The 23,322-nt window shown below is 44.1% G+C and carries 18 protein-coding genes; 14 read left to right on the top strand and 4 right to left on the bottom strand.

Annotated features, from left to right (window positions below; genetic code table 11):
* Nucleotides 1-72 precede the first annotated feature (72 nt).
* Nucleotides 73-462, top strand: a complete 390-nt coding sequence (rplQ, locus tag A3766_RS27225; RefSeq protein WP_068511128.1) for a 50S ribosomal protein L17 — start codon at nucleotides 73-75, stop codon at nucleotides 460-462.
* Nucleotides 463-560: 98 nt separating this feature from the next.
* Here the strand turns inward: rplQ and uvrA are convergent, their stop codons facing one another.
* Nucleotides 561-3,395 carry an excinuclease ABC subunit UvrA gene (uvrA, locus tag A3766_RS27220; RefSeq protein WP_068512604.1) on the bottom strand — a complete coding sequence of 945 codons (2,835 nt, stop codon included), beginning with the start codon at nucleotides 3,393-3,395 and terminating at the stop codon, nucleotides 561-563.
* A gap of 166 nt (nucleotides 3,396-3,561) precedes the next feature.
* On the opposite strand from uvrA, the gene A3766_RS27215 reads away from it, so the two are divergent.
* The 5 genes from A3766_RS27215 to A3766_RS27195 all read left to right on the top strand — a co-directional run bounded on the left by A3766_RS27215 (nucleotide 3,562) and on the right by A3766_RS27195 (nucleotide 7,966).
* Entirely contained in the window at nucleotides 3,562-4,938 is a 1,377-nt protein-coding gene (locus A3766_RS27215) for an MFS transporter (protein WP_231872100.1), read from the top strand.
* A 49-nt stretch (nucleotides 4,939-4,987) separates the two neighbouring features.
* A complete protein-coding gene (gene ssb / locus A3766_RS27210) occupies nucleotides 4,988-5,584 on the top strand; it encodes a single-stranded DNA-binding protein (protein WP_068512598.1) in 597 nt (198 codons plus the stop codon).
* Between the two features lie 240 nt (nucleotides 5,585-5,824).
* Nucleotides 5,825-6,628 carry an aspartyl/asparaginyl beta-hydroxylase domain-containing protein gene (locus A3766_RS27205; RefSeq protein WP_197479249.1) on the top strand — a complete coding sequence of 268 codons (804 nt, stop codon included), beginning with the start codon at nucleotides 5,825-5,827 and terminating at the stop codon, nucleotides 6,626-6,628.
* 174 nt (nucleotides 6,629-6,802) lie between these two features.
* Nucleotides 6,803-7,360: a cytochrome b gene (locus tag A3766_RS27200; protein WP_068508569.1), complete on the top strand. Its 558-nt coding sequence runs from the start codon at nucleotides 6,803-6,805 to the stop codon at nucleotides 7,358-7,360.
* Between the two features lie 27 nt (nucleotides 7,361-7,387).
* On the top strand, nucleotides 7,388-7,966 hold the full coding sequence (locus tag A3766_RS27195) for a YceI family protein (RefSeq protein WP_068512594.1): 579 nt from the start codon (nucleotides 7,388-7,390) through the stop codon (nucleotides 7,964-7,966).
* Between the two features lie 41 nt (nucleotides 7,967-8,007).
* Here the strand turns inward: A3766_RS27195 and nth are convergent, their stop codons facing one another.
* On the bottom strand, nucleotides 8,008-8,643 hold the full coding sequence (gene nth / locus A3766_RS27190) for an endonuclease III (protein WP_068512591.1): 636 nt from the start codon (nucleotides 8,641-8,643) through the stop codon (nucleotides 8,008-8,010).
* Nucleotides 8,644-8,873: 230 nt separating this feature from the next.
* Here nth and A3766_RS27185 point away from each other — a divergent pair, with 230 nt between their 5' ends.
* The 5 genes from A3766_RS27185 to argB all read left to right on the top strand — a co-directional run bounded on the left by A3766_RS27185 (nucleotide 8,874) and on the right by argB (nucleotide 14,627).
* Nucleotides 8,874-9,083 (top strand): cold-shock protein, encoded by a 210-nt coding sequence (locus tag A3766_RS27185; protein ID WP_068512589.1) that lies wholly within the window; start codon nucleotides 8,874-8,876, stop codon nucleotides 9,081-9,083.
* A 207-nt stretch (nucleotides 9,084-9,290) separates the two neighbouring features.
* Nucleotides 9,291-10,529: a bifunctional phosphopantothenoylcysteine decarboxylase/phosphopantothenate--cysteine ligase CoaBC gene (coaBC, locus tag A3766_RS27180; protein WP_068512586.1), complete on the top strand. Its 1,239-nt coding sequence runs from the start codon at nucleotides 9,291-9,293 to the stop codon at nucleotides 10,527-10,529.
* Nucleotides 10,530-10,605: 76 nt separating this feature from the next.
* A complete protein-coding gene (gene dut, locus A3766_RS27175; RefSeq protein WP_068512582.1) occupies nucleotides 10,606-11,067 on the top strand; it encodes a dUTP diphosphatase in 462 nt (153 codons plus the stop codon).
* Nucleotides 11,068-11,091: 24 nt separating this feature from the next.
* Nucleotides 11,092-13,692 (top strand): phosphomannomutase/phosphoglucomutase, encoded by a 2,601-nt coding sequence (locus A3766_RS32535; protein ID WP_082865411.1) that lies wholly within the window; start codon nucleotides 11,092-11,094, stop codon nucleotides 13,690-13,692.
* A gap of 38 nt (nucleotides 13,693-13,730) precedes the next feature.
* The gene (argB, locus tag A3766_RS27165) at nucleotides 13,731-14,627 is read left to right on the top strand and encodes an acetylglutamate kinase (RefSeq protein WP_068512576.1); all 897 of its coding nucleotides are present in this window, start codon (nucleotides 13,731-13,733) and stop codon (nucleotides 14,625-14,627) included.
* Nucleotides 14,628-14,672: 45 nt separating this feature from the next.
* On the opposite strand, the gene A3766_RS27160 is transcribed toward argB, so the two are convergent.
* On the bottom strand, nucleotides 14,673-15,737 hold the full coding sequence (locus A3766_RS27160) for a GGDEF domain-containing protein (RefSeq protein ID WP_068512567.1): 1,065 nt from the start codon (nucleotides 15,735-15,737) through the stop codon (nucleotides 14,673-14,675).
* Nucleotides 15,738-15,925: 188 nt separating this feature from the next.
* Here A3766_RS27160 and A3766_RS27155 point away from each other — a divergent pair, with 188 nt between their 5' ends.
* Genes A3766_RS27155 through A3766_RS27145 form a run of 3 tightly spaced genes read left to right on the top strand, consistent with a single transcriptional unit; the run spans nucleotide 15,926 to nucleotide 22,684 of the window.
* Entirely contained in the window at nucleotides 15,926-17,203 is a 1,278-nt protein-coding gene (locus tag A3766_RS27155; protein ID WP_068512564.1) for an LSM domain-containing protein, read from the top strand.
* Nucleotides 17,204-17,233: 30 nt separating this feature from the next.
* A complete protein-coding gene (gene argA / locus A3766_RS27150; protein WP_197470293.1) occupies nucleotides 17,234-18,556 on the top strand; it encodes an amino-acid N-acetyltransferase in 1,323 nt (440 codons plus the stop codon).
* 48 nt (nucleotides 18,557-18,604) lie between these two features.
* Nucleotides 18,605-22,684, top strand: coding sequence for a DUF1631 family protein (locus A3766_RS27145; RefSeq protein WP_068512561.1), 4,080 nt, complete (start codon nucleotides 18,605-18,607; stop codon nucleotides 22,682-22,684).
* Nucleotides 22,685-22,743: 59 nt separating this feature from the next.
* Here the strand turns inward: A3766_RS27145 and A3766_RS27140 are convergent, their stop codons facing one another.
* Nucleotides 22,744-23,163 (bottom strand): OsmC family protein, encoded by a 420-nt coding sequence (locus A3766_RS27140; protein ID WP_068512558.1) that lies wholly within the window; start codon nucleotides 23,161-23,163, stop codon nucleotides 22,744-22,746.
* Nucleotides 23,164-23,322: the final 159 nt, after the last annotated feature.

Genomic DNA, 23,322 nt, shown 5'->3' with positions numbered 1-23,322 from the left:
TAGTTTGAAAGGTGATGACCGAGTACTGGGTGGCTAAGTCATCCTCGGTTTGAATAGGTAAGGAATTATAAAATGCGTCATCGTAAAAGTGGTCGTAAACTTAATAGAAATAGCTCGCACAGAAAAGCCATGTTCAAAAATATGGCAGCTTCTCTTGTTGAGCATGAGTTAATCAAAACAACTTTGCCAAAAGCTAAAGAGCTACGTCGTGTAGCTGAGCCTTTGATTACGTTAGCGAAGAACGATACAGTTGCAAATCGCCGTTTGGCTTTTGCTCGTACTCGTGACAATGCTGTTGTAGCGAAATTGTTTAATGAGCTTGGTCCTCGTTACCAAGATCGCCCAGGTGGTTATATCCGCATTCTAAAATGTGGTTTCCGTTCTGGTGATGCAGCGCCAATGGCGTTCGTTGAGCTAGTTGACCGCCCAGTGGTTGAAGCCTTCGAGGATGACGACGAGTAGTTTTACTACTCACCGTCGTAAAAAAAACCAGCCTAGTGCTGGTTTTTTTGTGTCTGGAATAAATAAGCTAAGGCCCGCAGGCCTTGTTTTATTGATATTTATTTCCTGGCCAGGATTGGCTTTAAGAATTCTCCAGTAAATGAACCATCTACCTCTGACACATGCTCAGGGCTGCCCGTTGCGACGATTTGGCCGCCTTTTGAGCCGCCTTCTGGGCCTAGATCTACTATCCAGTCAGCAGTTTTTATGACATCTAGATTGTGCTCGATTACGACAATCGTATTGCCGTGATCTCTAAGCCTGTTAAGAACAGTCAGTAATTGCTGGATATCATAGAAGTGCAAGCCAGTAGTTGGTTCGTCAAGGATGTAGAGGGTTTTACCTGTATCTCGCTTGGAAAGCTCTTTAGCTAGTTTGACACGCTGGGCTTCGCCGCCAGATAGTGTAATCGCACTTTGACCAAGTCGGATATACGACAGGCCAACATCCATTAAGGTCTGAAGCTTTCGGGCAATAAAGGGAACCGCGTCAAAGAATTCACGCGCATCTTCGATAGTAAGGTCCAGAACTTCGTGGATATTCTTCCCTTTATAGGTGATATCTAGTGTTTCCCTGTTGTATCGCTTGCTCTTACAAACATCACAAGGAACATAGACATCAGGTAGAAAGTGCATTTCTACTTTTGTGACGCCATCACCCTGACAGGCCTCACAGCGGCCACCCTTAACATTGAAGCTAAAGCGGCCTGGTTTATATCCACGAGACCTTGCCTCGTGAGTGCCAGCAAATAACTCTCTGATAGGTGTAAACAGTCCTGTATAGGTCGCGGGGTTTGATCTTGGGGTGCGTCCGATCGGGCTCTGATTAATATCGATCACTTTGTCGAAAAAGTGCATGCCGTGAATGGCTTCGTGCTCTGCTGCATTTAAGGTCGTGGCATTATTTAGTTCAGTCGCCGCTAAGGGGTAAAGCGTTGAGTTGATCAGGGTTGACTTACCAGAGCCTGAAACACCAGTAATGCAGGTAAATAAGCCAACTGGAATTTCAAGTGTAACGTTTTCAAGGTTATTTCCCTTGGCGCCTTGCAGAATGAGTTGTTTGTTCTTATTTGGTTTATGGCGTTCATCCGGGATTTCAATTCGTTTGCTGCCACACAGATATTGGCCGGTTAGGGATGCAGGGTTGGACATAACTTCATCAGGTGTACCTTCGGCGACGATCTCGCCACCATGTATTCCAGCCCCCGGGCCGATATCAATGACGTGATCGGCAAGTCTGATAGCATCTTCGTCGTGTTCAACAACGATTACAGTATTGCCTAGCTCTTTGAGATGAGTGAGCGTTTTTAAGAGGCGGTCATTGTCCCGTTGGTGAAGTCCGATCGATGGTTCATCCAGAATATACATGACGCCCACAAGCCCGGCGCCAATCTGGCTTGCTAGCCGTATTCTTTGGGCTTCGCCGCCGGATAATGTGTCGGCACTACGTTCCAGATTTAGATAATCTAGGCCTACGTTCACTAGAAACTCCAATCGTAAGCGGATCTCTTTTAGAATCTTGTCAGCTATTTCTCCTCGTTGACCGCTAAGTTCTAGGTTTTCGAAATAATCCAAAGCAGTACCAATGGGGAGCTTGGCTAAGTCGGGTAGTGAGTCTTTGTTTATGTAAACATGCCGCGATGCTTGTTTTAATCGAGTGCCATGGCAGCTTGGACAAGGTTGATTGTTCAGGTACTTAGCAAGGTCTTCCCGAACCATATTTGATTCAGTTTCTCTATAGCGTCTTTCGATGTTAGGAATGACACCTTCAAAAACGTGCGAGCGTTGTACGCTGTCGCCACGGCTATTGACATAGGTGAACGATATTTCTTCATCCTGGCTTCCGTAGAGGAGGGTTTGTTTAAAACTATCAGGTAGCTCCTCATAGGTACTAGAGATGTCGACATTATAGTGTTCGGCCACATTACTTAAGAGTTGAAAGTAGTAGATCGTGCGTCGATCCCAGCCCCTAATCGCGCCTTCTGCAAGTGTTAGGCTGGGGTTGTGTACGATTCTATCAGGATCAAAAAACTGATTAACGCCTAAGCCATCGCAGGAGCCACAAGCACCGGCAGGATTATTGAAAGAGAACATGCGAGGCTCAAGCTCGCTAATTGCATAACCGCAATGGGGGCAAGCAAATCGTGAAGAGAAGATGATCTCTTCTAGGTCATCGTCTTCACCCATTGGGGCAACAACTGCAATGCCGTCGGTTAGGGCAAGGCATGTCTCAAAGGATTCTGCGATACGTTGTTGGATATCGCTGCGAACCTTAAAGCGATCAACAACTACTTCAATAGTGTGTTTCTTGTTCTTCTCGAGCTTGGGCGTGTCATCAAGATCAGTAATGATGCCGTCAATTCGGGCCCGAATAAATCCTTGGCTTAAGAGGTCTTGGAATACATGAAGATGTTCGCCCTTGCGGTTTTGAACAATTGGGGCGAGCAGCATAAGCCGACTTTCTTCAGGGAGCTCAAGCACTTTATCAACCATCTGGCTAACGGTTTGCGCATTAAGTGGTACGTCATGTTCAGGGCATCGGGGTTCGCCTGCGCGAGCGAATAGAAGTCTAAGGTAGTCATAGATCTCAGTAATCGTACCGACAGTAGATCGTGGATTGTGAGAGGTGGATTTTTGCTCGATGGATATGGCTGGAGAAAGACCTTCAATATGGTCGACTTCAGGTTTGTCCATCATCGACAGGAATTGACGAGCGTAAGTCGACAGAGACTCGACATAACGTCGCTGGCCTTCAGCATAAAGCGTGTCAAAGGCGAGCGATGATTTACCGGAGCCAGATAAACCGGTTATTACGATTAGCTTATCACGAGGAATTGTAAGGTCGATATTTTTTAGGTTGTGTGTTTTTGCGCCACGAACGAGGATCTTATCCATTAATCTATTAACCGATGCTTAAAAACGGTCGATTATAGCAATTTAGACGCTAACTTGTATGACATATTACGCTAATGGGGTGTAAGCGCTCATTAGTACTTATTAGACCTGTATTGTGATTCCTTGCAGTGGGTCTTAATGATAGAATGGCTGCCCGAATAATTTGATGAATGTATACAAAATAATGACTGCTAGTGAAAAGCGCTCGGTAATTTCTTTAGCTCTTTTATATGCTTCGCGTATGCTTGGCTTGTTTATGGTTTTGCCGGTTTTTGTTTTATATGGGCAGGAGCTAGCCGGGTCGAGTGAAATTCTAATTGGTGTTGCTATTGGTGCTTATGGTTTGAGCCAGGCGCTGTTCCAAGTTCCCTTTGGTGCACTGTCTGACCGATTTGGTCGCAAAAAACTGATTTTCTTCGGGCTGCTCCTATTTCTCATTGGCAGTTTGGTCGCGGCACTTTCAACGACAATTTACGGTGTGATATTTGGCCGATTCCTTCAGGGGGCAGGGGCAATTGCCAGTGTCTTGATGGCTTTGCTAAGTGATTTAACGAGTGAAGAGAGCCGCACCAAATCGATGGCAATTATTGGTATGTCTATTGGTGTATCTTTTTCTGTTGCCTTGGTTATAGGGCCTTTAGTGGGAAGTGTTCTTGGGCTTCAGGGGATTTTCTGGTTTACTGCTGTGTTGGCACTGTTCGGAATGTTCTGGCTGTACTTCTTTGTGCCGAATCCTGTTCAGAGTGCATCCGACAGGAATACCCGTTTGTTCAAGAGCCAGTTAATGGACGTCTTAAAGCATAAAGAGCTAGTTCGCCTTGATATCGGCATTTTTGCACTTCACCTTTGCCTGACAGCTTTGTTTATAGCTGTCCCCATGTCATTGCTTAACAAAATTAATATGCCGGGCGAGGATCATTGGCTGGTCTATCTAACAGTGATGGTGACATCATTTTTCGCAATGGTTCCTTTTATTATCATTGGTGAAAAGAAGCAGAAAATGAAGCCGGTTTTTTTATTCGCAATTCTGCTTCTTCTGGCTTCGTCACTGAGTTTTAGTTTGACTCAGAACCAGTTTTTATATTTCTGGCTTAGCTTGTTTTTTTACTTTATGGCTTTTAACTTGCTCGAAGCGAGTTTGCCTTCTTTGGTCAGTAAGATTTGTCCGGCTGGAAGCAAAGGAACGGCGATGGGGGTTTATTCAACTTGCCAGTTCTTTGGTGCCTTTGTTGGGGGGGTGTTAGGTGGTTGGGTTCTAAGTAGCTATGATGAGTCAGGCGTTTATCTGCTGGTAAGTATTGTTTGTCTTGGCTGGTTTCTATTTGCTCGCGGCATGGCTAACCCAAGCTCTGAAACAGGTATGACCTTAAGTTTCTCAGCTTTGGCAGACTCTCAGGCTCAGGAAATAACCGATAGGCTTAGCTCAGTGGGAGGTGTTGAAGAGGTTGTTTTGGTGCCTGAAGATAAGGTGGCTTATCTCAAAGTAATCAAAGGTAAACTAAATCAGCAGGAGCTGGATTCGGTTATGGAATGCTATCGTTAAGCATGAGACAATAATTAGATTAGAGCAAAAAATAATTCGGGGAAAGGTAATGGCAAGAGGTATAAACAAAGTAATTTTGATCGGTAATTTAGGGCAAGATCCTGATGCGCGCATGACGGCGCAAGGTTCAGCGGTCACAAACCTGAATATTGCTACGGATGAAAGTTATAAAGATAAAAACAGTGGACAGATGGTGCCAAAAACGGAGTGGCATCGTGTTGTTATGTTTAATCGTTTAGCTGAAATTGCAAAAGATTATCTGCGTAAAGGCTCTAAAGTCTATATCGAAGGTAAGTTGCAGACCAGAAAGTGGCAAGATCAAAGCGGACAAGATCGCTATACCACCGAGATTGTTGCGAACGAACTGCAGATGCTAGATAGTAAGCAGGGTGGATTTGATCAGCCGCAAGCAGCCACGCAAGGCGGGTATCAGGCACAGCCTGCTCCTCAAGCAGCACCACAAGCACAGGCTGCACCGCAGGGCTATGCGCAGCCACAGCAGGCGGCGCCGGTTCAACAAGGCTATCAGCGCGCGCCACAACAGGGCGGCCAGGCATATACTCAGGCAGCGCCTCAAGCCGCTCCGCAAAGCGCTCCAGCAATGGCGCCTCCTAGTGATGATTTTGATGATGATATTCCGTTCTAAAAACGGAACTGTCGCTTAATTTTTTATTGGCGTTTAAAGCTCTGTCTAAGCAGGGCTTATATGTAGATAAGGTCGGTACCGATGAGCCTTGCTCTGTTAGTAATTCTTCTCGTTGTGGCACTGAGTACAGTCAGCTGTGTATATGTGTGTAACTATCGAGGAGAGGTGCGCTATAAGAATCTTCGCGAATATCTCCGGAAAGCTTGGCCAATTTTTGCTCCTCTCAATTGTTTTCTGTATGTGTCGACCAAGCGAAATTATCGTAAACCGATTGTTAATATTGATGATTTTGCTGAGCTTCAGTCTCTTACTGACAAGTGGGAACTCGTGCGTGAAGAGGCGGAGAGTCTTAGAGAGCAGGGTTACTTTGAGAAGACAACCAAAGAAGGCTCTGCATCGTACTATGATGTTGGCTTTAGAACCTTCTATAAGCATGGTTGGAGTAAATTCTATGTCAACTGGTATGGTTACACGCATGAATCTGCAAAGAAGCTATGCCCTAATACAGTTGAGCTGCTAAAAAACATTCCTTCAGTAAACGGTGCAATGTTTACTTTGTTGCCTCCAGGCTCAGAGTTGACTCGCCACTGCGATCCCATTGCCTGCTCATACCGGTATCAGCTTGGGCTATCTACACCTAACTCAGATGCCTGTTTTATCAATATTGATGGCAAAAGCTATTCTTGGAGGGATGGTGAGGCATTTTGTTTTGATGAAACTTATATTCACTATGTGAATAACAATACCGAAGACTATCGACTGATTCTAATGTGTGATGTTGAGCGCCCAATGAATATATTTGGTCGAGGGATTAACTGGGTATACAAGCTCTTGGCACGCGCAACTTTAGTGCCGAATACATCGATAGATCGCCAAGGTTTTTTTAACCGCCTATTCAGCACTGTTACACCTTTTCTTGAATGGTCGAAGGCCTTTAAAAAGCGGAATCGCCCGCTTTATAAAAGGCTTCAGTTTGTTTTTAACTCGCTGTTGCTGTTAATTCTGCTATTAATTATCGCTACGCCGTTTATTATCTTCTCATAACTAGTTTCCATACTCGCTATGGTATAAAACTCTCTTGTTTCTAGAATAAGAGCGCGCACCCCAATTTACTCTGTGTGCAATTATGCACAACGCTTCTGCATATTTTATATTTCCGCACAAGTGTCCTTGATCTATAGTGACATCATTGTTTCTTCTGTTTAGCAGGAATGTGTGATGATCCGGAATACAGTAAGTTCTTACGGTTTGGTGGCTATTATAATTCATTGGCTCATGGCTGTTAGTATATTCTTCCTCTTTGGCTTGGGTTTATACATGGTTGAGCTCAGCTATTATGATTCCTGGTATAAGGGCTCTTTGGATCTGCATAAAAGTATTGGTGTATGTCTGCTCTTGGCGCTCATATTTCGAGTCATTTGGCGCACTATTAACATTGTTCCACAACCCGAGGTAAGTGGGCGTAAAGGTGAGGCGTTCGAGCACAAGGTGGCGCACCTAGTGCATCTAATGTTATATATTCTTATGTTTCTGATAATGAGTAGTGGTTATCTTATTTCTACTGCTGACGGTCGAGGTGTAGGCGTGTTCGAGTTGTTTGATGTGCCAGCACTACCTTCTTTGATCGAGAACCAGGAAGATATAGCAGGCGAAATTCATTTTTATCTCGCCTGGACTTTGATTGTTTTGGTAATACTTCATGTGGCAGGTGCCTTAAAACACCATTTTATTAATAAAGATACAACCTTGGTCAAAATGTTACGGTCGGGGAAATAAGTCTCAAATCCAACTTAGGAGAATAATATGAAGAAGTTAATTTTATCTGGTCTATTGGCGCTTGGCACTCTTGGCCCAGTAGGTGTTGCGAATGCCGCTGATTATGCGATCGATGTAAAGGGCGCGCATGCATTTGTTTCCTTTAAGATAAAGCACTTGGGTTATAGCTGGCTTTTAGGGCGCTTTAATGAGTTTGACGGTAGTTTTTCTTATGATGCTGCAGCACCTGAAAAATCTTCAATTAATGTGACAATTCAAACTGATAGTATTGATTCCAATCATGCTGAACGTGATAAGCATTTAAAAAGTGATGACTTCCTAGATGTTAAGAAGTTTCCGCTTGCGACCTTTAAAAGTACGAACTTTAAGGTGATTGATGAAGATAGTGCGATAGTAACGGGGAATTTCGAGCTTCATGGGGTAAGTAAAAGTATTAGTTTCCCGGTTGAAAAGGTGGGTGAAGGGAAAGATCCTTGGGGTGGTTATCGAGCTGGGTTCACCGGTAAGACGAGCTTAAAGCTTGCTGATTACGGTATTACCCGTAACTTGGGCCCTGCTTCGACACACGTAGAAATTGAGCTGAACATCGAAGGTATTCGACAGTAGCCCCTAATTCAGGATAATTATTGTAACCGGCTAGTAAGTAATTACTCGCCGGTTTTTTCTTTAAATTCGCATAAGTCCTCAATTAAGCAGGCGCCGCATTTAGGTTTTCTGGCAACGCATGTGTAACGTCCGTGAAGAATAAGCCAGTGGTGAGCGTCTAATAAGAACTCTTTGGGAACAAATTTAAGAAGCTTCTTTTCAACTTCCAGTACATTCTTACCGGGTGCGATTTTTGTCCGATTGGACACTCTAAAAATATGCGTGTCGACGGCCATGGCAACTTGTTTAAATGCCGTGTTCAATACCACGTTTGCAGTTTTTCTTCCTACACCAGGCAAAGCCTCAAGCTCTTCTCTGGTTTGTGGGACCTCACTATTATGCTTATCTATCAGTATGTTGCATGTTTTAATGACGTTTTCTGCTTTTGCATTAAACAGGCCAATGGTTTTTATATAAGCCTTTAAGCCATCAAGGCCCAAGTCTCTAATTGTTTCGGGGGTATTGGCAATGGGAAACAGTTTATCGGTTGCTTTATTTACACCTTTGTCAGTTGCTTGGGCTGATAAGACGACAGCTATCAGTAACTCAAAAGGGGAGCTGTAGTTCAGCTCTGTCTCGGGGGATGGGTTTTCATTTCGTAAGCGTGTAAAAATTTCAGTGCGTTTGCTTTTATTCATAAGGTAGTAGCTAATATAGGCGGTAGGGAATGTTTACTTTTTGTGACTCTTTATGTATGAGGTTTGTATTTAAGATTTAATAGAGTATACTGCAGGCAGCCTAGAAAGCCCGGCTATTTTTTTATGTTCTGTGTTTAGACTTGCTAGTAATAGTGTTCAACCCGGTAAGCATAAGTTATATCCAGTTTTTCGGCGATTTTATGTTTTAGTTTTTTAGTCAGGATATGATTATGTCAGATAGAGTTACTGGTAAAGTTAAGTTTTTCAACGAATCTAAAGGTTTTGGTTTCATCGAGCAGGAAAATGGCCCAGACGTGTTTGTACACTTCAGCGCTATTCAATCTGATGGCTTCAAGACTCTTGCTGAAGGTCAGACTGTAGAATTTACAGTTGGTACTGGTCAGAAAGGTCCACAAGCTGAGAACGTTACTCCTATGTAATTTCTCTCGATGAGCATGCTACCCTCGTGGTATCAGCTTATTGAAAAAGAGCGCTTTTTAGCGCTCTTTTTTTTGCCTGTAAAAAATGCAGAGTGAGCAGTTCGCATGAGAGTGCTTGACGCCGAACTCCTAATAAACTCTTGGTTTAGCGTGAAATCGAGGGCTATGAGTGGTATCTTTTCGCTTTTATCGTGAAGGGAAGTAGGTATGAGCTCCAAACTGAGCGGCAAAAAGATATTACTTGGGATAACCGGCGGTATCGCAGCTTACAAATCTGCAGACCTGTGCAGGCAGCTCGTTAAGGCTGGCGCACAAGTACGTGTTGTGATGAGTAGGGGAGCTCAGCAATTTATTACCCCACTTAGCCTGCAGGCTTTGTCTGGTAACCCCGTCCAAACTGAACTGTTAGACTCCGATGCAGAAGCAGGAATGGGTCACATTGAACTGGCAAAATGGCCAGATCTTATCTTGGTTGCTCCAGCCACAGCTGACTTTTTAGCGAGATATGCTCAAGGTATGGCGGGCGACTTGCTTAATACTTTGCTGTTGGCTAGTACTGCTCAGGTATTCCTGGCGCCTGCAATGAATCAGGCTATGTGGTTGAACCCACTGACTCGGCGGAATATTTCTGAATTGACTAAAACTCTGGGGTCTGCAGTGACAATCCTGGGGCCAGCACAGGGAGAACAAGCCTGTGGGGATGTCGGTCCTGGCAGAATGTTAGAGCCCGCGGAGCTGTGTGAGTCGCTAGAGATATTAATTACTAAAGAACCATCTAGCTTATTGGCTGGGCGTAAGGTAGTGATCACTGCCGGACCAACACAGGAAGCGCTTGACCCGGTCCGCTATATTAGTAATCACAGCTCGGGGAAAATGGGCTATGCACTTGCTGAAAGTTGTGTTCGTGCAGGGGCAAAGGTTACCTTGGTTTCTGGCCCGACAAAACTTGACGCGCCCGATGGAGTTGAGCGTTTGAATGTATTGTCAGCAGTAGAAATGAGGGATACTGTTTTGGCACAGCTTGGCGGTTCAAATAATATTTTCATTGCGTGTGCAGCGGTGGCGGACTACAGGCCTCAGACGATACAAACAAAGAAAATAAAGAAGAAGCCTGATGAAGGCGAGTCGATGACTATTACCTTAGAGCAAAATCCGGATATTGTAGCGACAGTTTCCTCATTAAAGTCACGTCCTTTTACCGTTGGTTTTGCTGCAGAAACACATGATGTGTTGGATTATGCCAGAGACAAACTTAAGCGTAAGAACTTGGATATGATTATAGCGAATGATGTATCCAAGCCCGAGATAGGCTTTAACAGTGATCAGAATGAGGCATGGATAATTACTGCGCAAGATGAAAAGGCTTGCGCTAAGCAGTCCAAAGCCTCTTTAGCTGAAGAAATAGTAAAGGATATAGCAAAAAAAATGGATGGAAGCGCTTCTTAGCGAAACTCGCATATACAAAGCGAAAGAAGCATCTAAACTTATGTCGACAGTAAATAAATATTGAGAAGATCTGATAATGACGCGACAAACACTACAGGTAAAAATCTTGGATGAACGCTTGGGTTCAGAAATCCCCATGCCAGAATACGCAACTCAAGGCTCTGCTGGAATAGATTTAAGGGCTTGCTTAGATAAAAGCATAGAGCTGGCTCCTGGTGAAACCGTTTTGTTACCTACAGGGTTGTCTATTTATATCGAAGATCCGAATCTGGCTGCGATGATATTACCGCGATCCGGACTTGGGCATAAACATGGTATTGTTTTGGGCAACTTGGTAGGCCTGATTGACTCAGATTACCAAGGGCAGTTAATGGTTTCTTGCTGGAACCGGGGGAACTCAAACTTTGTTATTGAGGTTGGTGAACGCATTGCGCAGTTAGTGCTTGTGCCGGTTGTTCAGGCGCAATTTGAGGTTGTTGAAGAATTTACGGAAAGTGCTCGCGGTGAGGGCGGTTTTGGTTCGACTGGCAGAGCATAGTAACAATAGAGTGAGAGCTTGAGCATGTTCAAAAAGAAAGATACGGTTGTCAAAGATAGCACTAAAGAAGAGGCGGCAGCCAAGAAGCCTGCGAAGAAAGTCAAATCTTCAAAGAAAACAAAAGTAGGAAAAAGCCTGGTATCGTGGATATACCAACCGGCCTTACTTGTGTTGATAGGCTTGACTGTATCGTATTTTTTAATTGACCAGTTCTCGCTACGTCAAAATGAAATTGCATTTAATGCAGAGGTAGATCAACAGCGTCTAGACTCTCTGGCTCAAAGTTTTAATGCTTACATAGATGCGAAAAAGCGAAGTGTAGCCAATATATCTTTACAAGATTCTGGCGAAGAAGGCTTATCAAGTCGTCAACTTAAGAGCTTTTGGGCAGAGCTTGATGCTGTTTATCAGGTGCCTAGTTCCAAGCTAGAAAGTTTGCGACAAAATAACCCAGCGCTTTCTTTTGCCAGTATCGACTTGCTGAGGCGTTCGCTAAAGAAAGAGAGCTTATTAATAGAACCCTTCTTTAACGAAGGTGTTTGGTATATTCAGTTTGCAAGCCCTGTAAAACAACGTGAATCACAAGCGTTGTCTGGTGATATTATGCTGGCTATATTTCAGTTGAATATCATCGAGTCAACTCTCAAGCAGAGTGAGGCGGCAAGTGCTGGTGAGGTGGCTTTGGCATCTCAGTCCGGGCGAGCGATCTTATCCTTTGGAAAAGGCAACTCGGCAAATAAACTAAAGAGTGCTACCAGTGTGCCTGGCGTCACAATTACCTACGCTCCTGATGCTAGAAAGTCCTTACAGATTGACCGAATAATGGTGATGATTATTTTGCTTGGGGTAGGTGTTGTGCTAATTCTTGGGCTAGTGTTAATCGCTCGGATGAACATGCTAAGTGTTCGTAAAGATATTCTTCAAGTTAGTCAAATGGCAGCTGGGCTTGCTTCGGGTGGCAAAACTGGGCGTGCCTCCTTCTCCTTTGGAGAGTTCACAGCAATGTCGTCAGCTGTATCTGAACACATAAAGCACTTATCCGCGAGTGCGAAGAAGTCTGTGCAACAGACCGCTAATAAGCCAAAAGAAGAGCAGTCTAAAAAAACAGCTCCTGTTTCGAATGACGTAGAAGATGATGCGCCTCTGTTTGATGATGATTTGCTTGATTTGGATGTGTTAAATGATGCAGAAGGTTCTGGAGCGCTTGGTGATACAGATGATATGGTTTCGGAAGTGCAAGGTCTGGATATAGATATTCCCCAGACTATTTTCCGCGCCTATGATATCCGGGGTGTGGTTGACGAAACCTTAAACGAAGGGCTTGTAGAGTTAATAGGTAAAGCTATTGCAAGTGAGGCGCTTCTTCAAGGGCAAAACGCGATATGCGTCGGGTTTGATGGTCGTTATTCTAGCGTACCGTACTCGGATTCATTGATCCGCGGGATCTTGAGTACCGGCCTGGATGTCGTCAATGTTGGGCAGGTTCCCACGCCGGTTTTATATTTCTCTACGCACCACTTTAAAACAGGAAGTGGTGTGATGATTACAGGCAGTCATAATCCAGCTAATTATAACGGCCTTAAGATCATGCTTGATGGTAAAACCTTGGCTGGCGATGATATTCAAAAGCTCTACAACCGTATCTTGTTGCAGGACTTTGAGCATGGAGAAGGTTCATGTACAGATAGCGATGTGACCCAAGAGTACATGGACACAATTCTAAATGATATTGCTGTTGCTGCGCCTTTAAAAGTTGTATTGGATGCGGGTAACGGCGTGGGCGGGAAGGTTGCGCCACAACTAATTGAAGAACTTGGTTGTGAAGTTATTCCATTGCATTGTGAGGTTGATGGTAGTTTTCCTAATCATCACCCTGACCCTAGTAACCCAGACAATCTCAGAGACTTGATTGCCGCAGTGCAAGAGCATGATGCGGATATCGGTTTAGCCTTCGACGGCGATGCAGATCGTTTGGGCGTTGTAACCAATACAGGTAAGATTATTTGGCCTGATCGTTTGTTGATGTTGTTCGCCAAAGACGTTGTCTCCCGTAACCCGGGAGCAGATATCTTATTTGATGTTAAATGCTCTCGACGCCTTAATGGTTTGATTAGCAGTTATGGCGGTCGCCCGGTAATGTGGAAGAGCGGACACTCTTATATGAAAGCTAAAATGAGAGAAACCGGGGCATTACTTGCTGGTGAAATGAGTGGTCATGTATTCTTCAAAGAGCGTTGGTTTGGCTTCGATGACGGTCTCTATGCTGCCGCTCGTTTATTAGAAGTCTTGGGTATTGAAGATCGCTCTTCTGAAGAAGTATTTGCCGATTTTCCTGAAGACTTAAGTACGCCTGAGATAAATATCAGTGTGACAGATGAGTCTAAATTTATGATCGTTGAAAGTCTGTGTGCTTTGAAAGACCAGTTTGTTGGTGGAAATATTTCCACGATAGATGGTTTACGAGTCGAATACCCAAATGCCTGGGGTTTATGTCGTGCATCCAATACCACTCCCGTATTGGTTCTGAGGTTCGAGGCTGATAATGAGGCAGCTTTAGAAGAAGTGAAGTCGATATTTAGGACGCAGCTTCAGATAGTCGATCCATCAATTGAATGTAATTTTTAGGTCAACCATTCTGACCTTTATTGTTTGTTAGGAAAAATATGAGTTTAACAAGAGAATCTGCTGGCCAGGTGGCTTCAGTATTAAGCAAAGCACTGCCTTATATTCAGCGCTTTTCAGGTAAAACCTTGGTGATTAAGTATGGTGGCAACGCCATGGAGAACGAAGACTTAAAGAACAGCTTTGCAAGAGATGTTGTGTTGATGAAGTTGGTGGGCATCAATCCGATTGTTGTGCATGGGGGCGGCCCCCAAATAGGTGACTTGCTTGAGCGTTTGAATATTGAAAGCCACTTCGTTGATGGTATGCGTGTCACCGATAGCCAGACGATGGATGTGGTCGAGATGGTCTTGGGCGGAAAAGTGAATAAGGAAATTGTTGCTCTTATTAACAGCAATGGAGGTAAGGCAATAGGTCTTACAGGGAAGGATGCAAACCTGATCAAGGCAACTAAACTTCATGTCGATAAAATAACTCCAGAAGTTGATCGACCAGAAATTATAGATTACGGTCATGTTGGTCAGGTCAAGTCGGTCGATACCTCGGTTATTGATATGATGACCAAAAGTGATGTGATACCCGTTATTGCACCGATCGGAGTCGGTGAAGATGGGATGTCTTATAATATCAATGCTGACTTGGTTGCTGGAAAAGTAGCTGAGGCGGTAGCAGCAGAAAAACTTATTCTACTGACAAATATTTCTGGTCTGCAGGATAAATCGGGAGAGGTGTTAACAGGTTTATCAACTGCTCAGGTCGATGAGTTGATTGCTGATGGAACGATATACGGCGGTATGTTGCCGAAAATTAAGTGCGCTTTAGAGGCTGTGAAAAACGGAGTAAAGAGTTCGCACATTATTGACGGTCGAGTTAGCCACTCAACACTTTTGGAAATCTTTACAGATGAAGGTGTTGGAACGCTGATTACTAATGACTAGTACTTAGTGTGCTGAGCGGTCAGTAATTATGGCCGCTTGATTGTTTTAAATAAGCGTACTTGATGACTCTTTGCTGTCAGAACCTACATTTGAACCGCCCACAACTTTATTCTTTCCTGAACGTTTTGCCTCGTGCATGAACTTATCAGCTTTACGAATTAGCTGCTCTGCACTCTCTCCATACTTGTATACGGCGACACCGATCGAAGCTGTGACAGTTCCTAGTTCAATCTTTTCTGCGCTGTCTGATAAAGTTTGTTTCGATAAGCGCTCACGAATATTCTCAGCGACAATGTAAGCTCCTTCGCAGGCCGTTTCAGGCAGTAGAATTGCGAATTGTTCGCCAGCAAACCGAGCAACCGAGTCGCAGCCCTTAATGTTGTTTTTTAAGAGTGTCGCGACAAAACGAAGAACTTTGTCGCCAATTGTATGACCAAATTGTTCATTAAAACGCTTGAAATCATCCAGGTCGATTAACAGTAGGCATAATGGTTTCTTCTCGGCTTTGCTGGAAGAAATAAAGTTTTCTATCTCCATATCAAAGGCACGGCGATTGTTCACCTTTGTGAGGGAATCTGTTGTTGCTTCAGAGTTAAGCTTTGATACTTCGGCCCTGAGTTTTTTCATTTCAAGCGCCATGCTTTCAAGGGAAGTTTGCATACTCTGTGCAGCGCTTTCACGCTTCTTGGTTTCATCTAGCAGATGGCTAATGAGTGACTTTATATCACTGATGTCACTGGCACCTTCCATTTTCTCAGAAAACGACGATAAGGTCTGCGCGTAATCAGTTAGTCCGTGACCCTCCTTATTAACTTTGTTGAGAAAGTTATGAATAATTTCTTTAACACTATTGCTCAGCTTATTGACTGCAGCTTCGTGGGCGTCTGAAATATATTTCTCATAGAGTGATTGAAGGGTTTCCGTGGTATAGCTTGTCTTCTTAGCATCCAGTTCTTGAATTGCTTTGCTAAGTTCCGGGTTGTCACCCACGACGAACTCATACCAAATCGCATAATTATTAGGCGTAGTAGCGATATTTCGTTTGTTCATTTCCGGCAGCGTTTTTTTCAGAAGGTCTACTGCTCTGGATACATCATCTGAGTGCTTCATGGTAAGGGTCTAACTTCGACTTTAGCTATATAAATGGTGAAATGCTGAATTGGCAGTGATTAACCCATTAATTGCCTACAGCTTATAGATTTTAGCTTAGACCTAAATATCTGAAGATAAAGTTAAATTCTTAGAATATTTGCTATAGTTTGTATACGAAGTTGGATAAGTTACTTGGAACATAAGAAATGATTAAGAAGTTAGGGGCTTTATTGATTCTTGGGCTGCTCCTTGTAGCAGGCATCAAGGCCTATGCCACGTACTCTGCGATGCAGTTTATAGAAAGTTTTAAACAAGAGCATAGTAAAAGCCTTTCGTTAAGCTATTCCTGGCTATCGGTTGACTTTGAAGGGAATATCCATTTTGAGGGACTTGTTTTAACGCCTTTTAGTTTGAAGCGTCCGATTAATATAGACAAACTTACGCTCGGTTTAGGCAATGCATCTTCAATGATGACAGCCTTGCCTAGCTTAAAAGTAGGCAAATTGACTGCTCCGATTTCAATGAGCTACTCTGGCTTGCGAATGCCTTTTAAGGGGCGCGGTCTTGATGAATGGATGGCTCTGTTTATTGGCGATAAGGTGTTGGTTCCAATGAGCTTGTTTGCTTGCGGAGATCGTTCATCTCTGGATTTCTCAGCTTTAAAAGCCATGGGGATAGAAGAGCTATCGGCTTCGGGTCGCATCTATTATGAGCAAGCCCGCGGCAAAGATATGATTACGCTGTCGATAGACATCGATAAGATCGGAAAGTTAGAGTTGGCCCTAAGTCTGGATTTGGAAGAGCTTAATACCGTAATTGAAACGGGAAATGTGTCAGCAATAAATATTCATAACCTAGAAATGAGTCATTTAGATGCGGGCTATGCTCGTCGTATGGTGAACTTATGCACGGAAGAGAGTGGCTTAGAGCCTGAGGCCTATGCAAAACATGCTTCTCAAGCTTGGCGAATAGGTATGGCGGGGATAGGAATGCTGGCAAATGAGGCTGTCGAAGATTTATATCGTGATAAATTGTTGCAAGGCGGTGTCTTGAAGTTAAAAGTTGAACCTCCTGTGCCGATAAGGTTGGGAGAGTTAGAACGACTTTATGATCAGGAACTAGTGTCTAGTCTAGGAATAAGTGCAAATATCAACGGCAAAATGAGTCAATCGTTGCAGCTGTTTTTAGATGGCAGTTATTATCGGCCTGAGCCAGTGCTTGAAGAGAAACCTAAAAAACCAGAGAGCAGCGGTCAGGCGACAGTGGTGTTGAGTAATTTACGCTATCAGCCAACTGATATTATGGTTTTATCCGAATTCGTCGACCGTAAAGTAAGAATTGAACTCAAGGATGGCAAAACCTACCAGGGCTTGTTGAAATCTGCTGACGAACAAAAAATTGAAGTGACGCTTATTTTTGGCGGTGGGACTGCAGATTACTTTTTTGCTAATGAGAAAATAGAACTCGTCGAAGTTTGGCGCTAATACGCTGCCAACTCAGGTATTCATAAATAGATGACTGAAATGAAAGAGTGGGTGAGCTGGTTTAGAAATGCTTCCCCCTATATAAATGCTCACCGTAATCAGGTTTTTGTGCTCGCCCTAAGCGGAGAAGCGCTAGCAAACCATAATCTGGCGAATATTATCAATGATATTAGTTTGCTAAATAGCTTGGGTATTCGCTTGGCTATTGTTTTTGGGGCTCGTCCGCAAATAGATGAGGAGCTTGCCGACCGGGGGATACGTTCAAAATTTCACTTGGGCCTTCGTGTAACGGAAGAAAGAATGATGCCTGCGGTGCTTAAAGCCTACGGAAGACTTCGTTCGGAGCTCGAGGCTCGCCTCTCTATGGGGGTTGTGAATTCGCCAATGCACGGGGCTAAAATTCGAGTAGTCAGTGGCAATTTTGTTATGGCAAAGCCTCATGGTGTGAGTCGAGGTGTCGATATGGGCCATACGGGGCATGTCAGGAAGATTGAAGTCGAGGCTATTACCCAGAGCTTAGAGTCAAGCTCAATCGTTTTGATTCCTGCAACTGGGTACTCTATGAGTGGTGATATTTTCAATTTAAGCTACGAAGAGCTCGCAGGGGACTTAGCGGTAAGGCTACAAGCAGATAAGCTGATATTTCTAGGTAGTGAAAGCCCTATTTCGACAGAAAAAGGCACAGCAGTAAAGCAGCTGACGGCTGAAGAGGCCTTGTCTCTTGTCGACACAAAACGTGCTGGTACTGAGCTAATTGACGCGGGTACTCCCTTGAATTTGCTATATTCCGCTGCGATAGCTTGCCAGGCTGGTGTGACTAGAGCTCACTTGCTTGGTTATGCTCATGATGGTGCTTTGCTTGAAGAGTTATTTACCCGAGATGGTCATGGCACAATGGTTAGTGTCGAAGTCTTTGACCAAATAAGGCCAGCGAGACTGGAAGATACGAACGGTATTTTGAACCTGATTCGTCCTCTTGAAGAGCAAGGCTATTTGGTTAGACGCTCACGAGAGCTACTTGAGACGGAATTAGATTATTTTCTGGTTGAGGCTCGTGACAACGCGATCATAGCTTGTGTTGGTTTATATCCTTTTACTGAAGACAAGGCCGGTGAACTCTCGTGTTTCGCGGTCGATCCGGATTATCGACAAAAAGGCCGTGGAGATCGTTTGTTAGAAGCTGTAACAGATAGAGCAAGGTCTCTAGGCTTATCCCGTTTATTTGTGTTAACAACTAAGACTGAACAATGGTTTAAAGAACGGGGCTTCGGCTTGAGTTCTTCAGAGCACTTGCCTGGCGGGAAAAACTATAACTCTAGCCGCAATGCAAAAGTATTGATGAAACAGATTTAGACTATTCATGGACCATATTAATCGAACTCAACAACAGCGGATTACGCAATGAACAAGAGTCAGGAACGTCGCTCAAGTATTCGTCGACCGATTCATCATGAGGCAATACTGCACTTAGGTAAAACCCACCATGTTCCTTGTGTGATTGCAGACTATTGCCCTGACGGTATGTTTCTCAAATTTGATCGTGAGTATATCGACTTTTTGGCCATACTTAGAAAAGAAGATTTACTGGACCTTTCTTTTAAGGACTTGCGTGGTAAAGAGTTTCACATCGGTGCGCATCTCGCACATATGATGACAGGAGCTTTTGGTATTCGCTTTACTGAGCGTAAACCTCAAGCTATCCGTGCTTTGGTTGCTATGAACCAGGGTGCACGTTCGGCACCAAGCGAAGAGAGCAAAAAGATTGTTGAGGAGTGTATAGAAAGGATTCATAGCACGACACTTCCCTTAATGACAGACCTTTGGCCAGTTTTAATTGAGGAAATAAAGCAAGCTTCAATACAGGCCCAAAGTGACCAAAAAGCCAATGAGCTAATGGCCGCTGCTGAGAAAGTAGAGAAGAGTCAGCGTGAACTGCAAGCTGGTTTTTCAATTGGAGTGCAAGATCCTTTAGGGGCATATCAAGAGCATCTGGATATGTCTACAAAAATGAGCGATACCCTATCGCTTGTCGATAAAGGTGACTTTGAAGACTGGTTGACTTCAAGGGTCTTGATTACCAAATGTGAAACTCAATATCGTGCCGAATTATTACCTCTTAAAGTCCGTTTGGATGCGGTAGGAATTGGTGATAAAAACCATCACCAAAGTGTTTTTGGCCCAGCATTGTTGGTGAGTGCTTTTCATGCCGCCGTTATACCTCTGCGCTTGGGTGGGACACTAGAGAAACTGGTTTTCAAGGTGTTTGAAAAGCAGGTAATGACGTCGCTTGATAGTTTGTATTTAGGTTTAAACCAGATTTTGGTTAACCATAATATTCTACCGAATATGGATCTGGCTAAGGCAGTCAAGTCACGTGCAGAAGCTAAACCTAAGCGATCAAAACCAGAGCCCTCTCAGGAGAAAAGACCGCAAGAGCAAGAAAATTCAGCTCAGGGTGGTTCTGCAGGTGGGCCTGGTGTGGCGGGAAGGCCAGGCTATGTGCCGGAAGCGTCCCCTATGGCAGCCAGTTTAGAAAGCCAAGCAAGTTTAGCTACCTCCGCTGAAACTCAACAAAACCAAGATGCCTTGGGAGCGCCAAGTGCCCCGTTAGAAGAGCAGCGTTCTTCCTTTATCGAATCTCTTGGTGGTGGAACCGGGCAAGCTGATACTCAAAGCGCTGCATTAACAGCGCCGCCTTTTCAGTCCGCAAGCTCTCCTTCAGGTGCGGCTCCAGGTCTAGGAACACTATCCGGTCAAGCAAATCAAATGGGTGGCGATAGTCCATTCCAACAAAATCAGGCAGAAGTGCAAAGTGCGCTAAATAATGTTGTGGGTTTGATGCGATCTTTGCGGAAAAAATCAGCTGAACAGAGTCAGCGCTTAGGTGAGGCCAGCGCTCCACTAGAGAATTACTCGCAAGGAGAGTTCACCGAAGGCCTTGCTGAGCTTCAAGGTGCTAGTGATGCTGACAAGCTGGAAGAACGCCCTAGCTTGATGTCCCGAGTAGAGGAGAGCTTCAAACAGCAGGGAACTGAAAAAGCACTCGATGAGCAACAGAAGGTTGCTATCGATGTCGTAGATCGCTTTTTTTACAGTATGCGGAATAACCCCCGTATTAGTTCTGAAGCAAAACAGCACCTACTTAAACTTGAAGTACCAGTACTGAAAGTGCTACTGAAAGATGAGCGTTTCTTTGAAGATCATAATAGCTCCGTCAGAGCTGTTATGAACCGTATTGCTCAGCTTGGCGCAAAAGGTGCTACCTTGAACCCTGCAAGCCGGCGAAAGGTGTCAGAATTAGTAGAGCAGATTGTTGAGCAGTTTGAACAAGATACTGAAATATTCGATAGCGTCCTGGCAGAATTGGACCAATTGATCGAGAAGCAAAACAAGCTATATGTTAAGAATGTAGAGCGAGTGGCAGCCGCTGCTGATGGTGTGCATAAGGTTGATGAGGCCAAGGTTGCGGTTGCAACAGCACTTAATCAACGTTTTGCTGGAAAGCAGGTTCCATCAGCCGTTAGTGTGTTGGTTGAAAATGGCTGGAAGGAACTGCTGAACCTCACCCATATAAAATATGGTGAAGATAGTGAGCAGTGGCATACTTATTTATCGGTTCTTGATCGTCTAATTGCTTTTGGAGACAATCCTGAAATCCCCGTTGATGCTAAGAAAATTATTCCTGTTATTCAAGAAGGTCTGAAACAGGTATCGGGAACGAATGAAGCGTCTGGCACTGTAAGAGAGTCGTTAAAGCATCTTATTCAAAATGCGCCACGTGGTTGCCATAATATGGTGCAAGCTAAGTTACAAGACCTGCCAGAGACTGAAGATGACTTGGTGCAACGAAACCTTACTAAGTCTCAAGAGCTCAAAACCTGGATTCTAAAAGCAAAATCTATTGAAACGGGTACTTGGCTGCAACTTGAGCGAGAAGGAAAGGAACCGCAATACATGCGCTTGGTCTGGATAGCGAAAGGCTATAGCAAGTTCGTATGTGTAAACCATCAGGGTATGAAAGTTATTGAGCTGGGCTTACTAAAGTTTGCGACGTACCTAAGAGACCGGCGAATATCTCTGGATTTTGATTATGAACTACCCATGGTTAACCAGAGCCTCGACAATATGGTTGCCGAGGTTTACGACAAGATAGCGTATGAGTCGAATTATGACGAAGGTTCAGGCCTAATACGTAAATCAGAGTTTTGTCGTCAGGTTAGAACCTTGATGAAGAAAGGCAAGCGAACTGCAGAGTGTTACTTACTCTATATTCGTTTTTACGATACCAAAACAGATGATGCAGCAAGTTTGGAGCCGAGTTTCGCTAAGGATGTTGCAGGTCAATTGAGTGGTATGCTTGGTGGTGGTGTTTTAGGGCGGGTTAATGATTCTGACTTCGTCTTATTTACGGTTGACCATGGCGAAGAGTTTTTAGGTTTGCGGTGCCAGGATACGCTGGAGACTCTATGTGAGTCTGAAGAGACTGCATTGTCAGTGTTGATTGGTGAAAGTAAGGCGCATATGGGGTTTTATAACCCAGAGTCAATGATTCGTGCTGCATTAGAGTTAATTGAAGAGAGCTTTGCCCGAATACATCAAAGTGATGAGGGTGTCGATGGATCAGATTCAGAGTATCGAAATGAGCTTGAAGACGAGTTTGCCTCGGATGGCGTTCGTGTTAATGAACCAGAGCCTGTCGCCAATTCAGACAATATCCCGACTTTATATATTGACGAGTCAGAAAACATTTTACCTGAAGATATAGATTTTAGTGCGCTGACGCTTGAGCTGAAGATGCAGGTTGTGGAGTGTTTAAACAATACTGAGAGTGAGGCCGATGCGTCGAGCAGCAATAGCGTATTACAGAATCACGTGAACCTGTCGTGCTTTGTTGAGGGGGGGCAATCGCCTTTTGAGGTCAGTGGCGATGAAGATGCCAAAGAGCTGGATGCATGGTGGATTGCGCAGCTGATAGCCTTGCAGGCACATCAGCACCCTGTTTTAGATGATGAGAACTATGTCCGAGTGCAGATTAGTGGTTACTCTTTATGCGATGAAGAGTTTACTGAACAAATGCTTTCTCTTTCCAGAGCAGGGAAAATTCCCGCTAGAAAAGTATGTTTTGATCTATATGACTGCGCAGCGATTGAAGATATTCACTCTGCGGTGGCTTATATGAACCAATTAAAAGCGGAAGGCTTCAAATTTTGTCTCGATCACTTTGGCTCAGAGCGGTCTCCGTTTGCCTTTCTCAAAGCGTTGCCTTTCGATATGATCAAAATTGATGAGTCGTTTATGGAAGAGCTGAATCAAGCCGAAGGTGATGAAAAGGCGGCGGATTCGATTATAGAAATCGCTCACTATTTAGGTAAGAAAGTCTTGGCTAATGCCGTTGACACAGCCATCTGTCTGCAAAAAATGAAGCACTTGAAGGTCGATTTTGTTCAGGGCTCTTCCGTCTCTGCTTATATCGATTTATAGCAAGAGGCATAGAGCGAATTAGTGAGTTTAATTCGCTCTATATATTCAAGAACTATGGCTCAGGCTTCTTTTATCTCATAGCTGTGAGCGATTTCCACACCGCCTTTCTCAAGCATAATCGAAGCAGAGCAATACTTTTCAGCAGAGAGAGAAACGGCTCTTTTTACTTGGCTTTCTTTAAGCTGCTCACCACTGACAATGAAGTGGATGCTGATCTTGGTAAAAACACTGGGGACTTCGTCGGCACGTTCTGCGTCGATAATTGCTTGGCAGTCAGTTACGTTTTGACGGGATTTTTGCAGAATGCTCATGACGTCAAATGATGTGCAGCCACCCAAACCTAGTAGCAGCATTTCCATAGGTCGAGGGCCTTGGTTTTTTCCGCCATGGTCAGGAGGGCCATCCATTACTATTTCATGACCTGAGCCTGATTGACCTACAAATTTGGCGTCACCGCCCCAATTAATTGTTACGTTCATGTGTGTACCTAATGAGTATTCGTAATGAGAATTGAATTAGCGAAATTGCGTCGAAGAAGTACTTAAAAAAGCGAGTAGAGGACTGTTGGTTCCTCGAATGTCACTTGCTCTAGTGTGTATGTTACAAAATGATGATGCAGAGTAACATAAATCCCTAAT

It is taken from the genome of Oleiphilus sp. HI0132 (genome assembly GCF_001635845.1).
This window is presented reverse-complemented; position numbering and strand designations above follow the sequence as displayed.

Excerpts from the sequence above, each read along its gene's own strand:
- rplQ (WP_068511128.1), top strand. The coding sequence starts at position 73 with ATGCGTCATCGTAAAAGTGGTCGTAAACTTAATAGAAATAGCTCGCAC.
- uvrA (WP_068512604.1), bottom strand. The coding sequence starts at position 3,395 with ATGGATAAGATCCTCGTTCGTGGCGCAAAAACACACAACCTAAAAAAT.
- A3766_RS27215 (WP_231872100.1), top strand. The coding sequence starts at position 3,562 with ATGAATGTATACAAAATAATGACTGCTAGTGAAAAGCGCTCGGTAATT.
- ssb (WP_068512598.1), top strand. The coding sequence starts at position 4,988 with ATGGCAAGAGGTATAAACAAAGTAATTTTGATCGGTAATTTAGGGCAA.
- A3766_RS27200 (WP_068508569.1), top strand. The coding sequence starts at position 6,803 with ATGATCCGGAATACAGTAAGTTCTTACGGTTTGGTGGCTATTATAATT.
- A3766_RS27195 (WP_068512594.1), top strand. The coding sequence starts at position 7,388 with ATGAAGAAGTTAATTTTATCTGGTCTATTGGCGCTTGGCACTCTTGGC.
- nth (WP_068512591.1), bottom strand. The coding sequence starts at position 8,643 with ATGAATAAAAGCAAACGCACTGAAATTTTTACACGCTTACGAAATGAA.
- A3766_RS27185 (WP_068512589.1), top strand. The coding sequence starts at position 8,874 with ATGTCAGATAGAGTTACTGGTAAAGTTAAGTTTTTCAACGAATCTAAA.
- coaBC (WP_068512586.1), top strand. The coding sequence starts at position 9,291 with ATGAGCTCCAAACTGAGCGGCAAAAAGATATTACTTGGGATAACCGGC.
- dut (WP_068512582.1), top strand. The coding sequence starts at position 10,606 with ATGACGCGACAAACACTACAGGTAAAAATCTTGGATGAACGCTTGGGT.
- A3766_RS32535 (WP_082865411.1), top strand. The coding sequence starts at position 11,092 with ATGTTCAAAAAGAAAGATACGGTTGTCAAAGATAGCACTAAAGAAGAG.
- argB (WP_068512576.1), top strand. The coding sequence starts at position 13,731 with ATGAGTTTAACAAGAGAATCTGCTGGCCAGGTGGCTTCAGTATTAAGC.
- A3766_RS27160 (WP_068512567.1), bottom strand. The coding sequence starts at position 15,737 with ATGAAGCACTCAGATGATGTATCCAGAGCAGTAGACCTTCTGAAAAAA.
- A3766_RS27155 (WP_068512564.1), top strand. The coding sequence starts at position 15,926 with ATGATTAAGAAGTTAGGGGCTTTATTGATTCTTGGGCTGCTCCTTGTA.
- argA (WP_197470293.1), top strand. The coding sequence starts at position 17,234 with ATGACTGAAATGAAAGAGTGGGTGAGCTGGTTTAGAAATGCTTCCCCC.
- A3766_RS27145 (WP_068512561.1), top strand. The coding sequence starts at position 18,605 with ATGAACAAGAGTCAGGAACGTCGCTCAAGTATTCGTCGACCGATTCAT.
- A3766_RS27140 (WP_068512558.1), bottom strand. The coding sequence starts at position 23,163 with ATGAACGTAACAATTAATTGGGGCGGTGACGCCAAATTTGTAGGTCAA.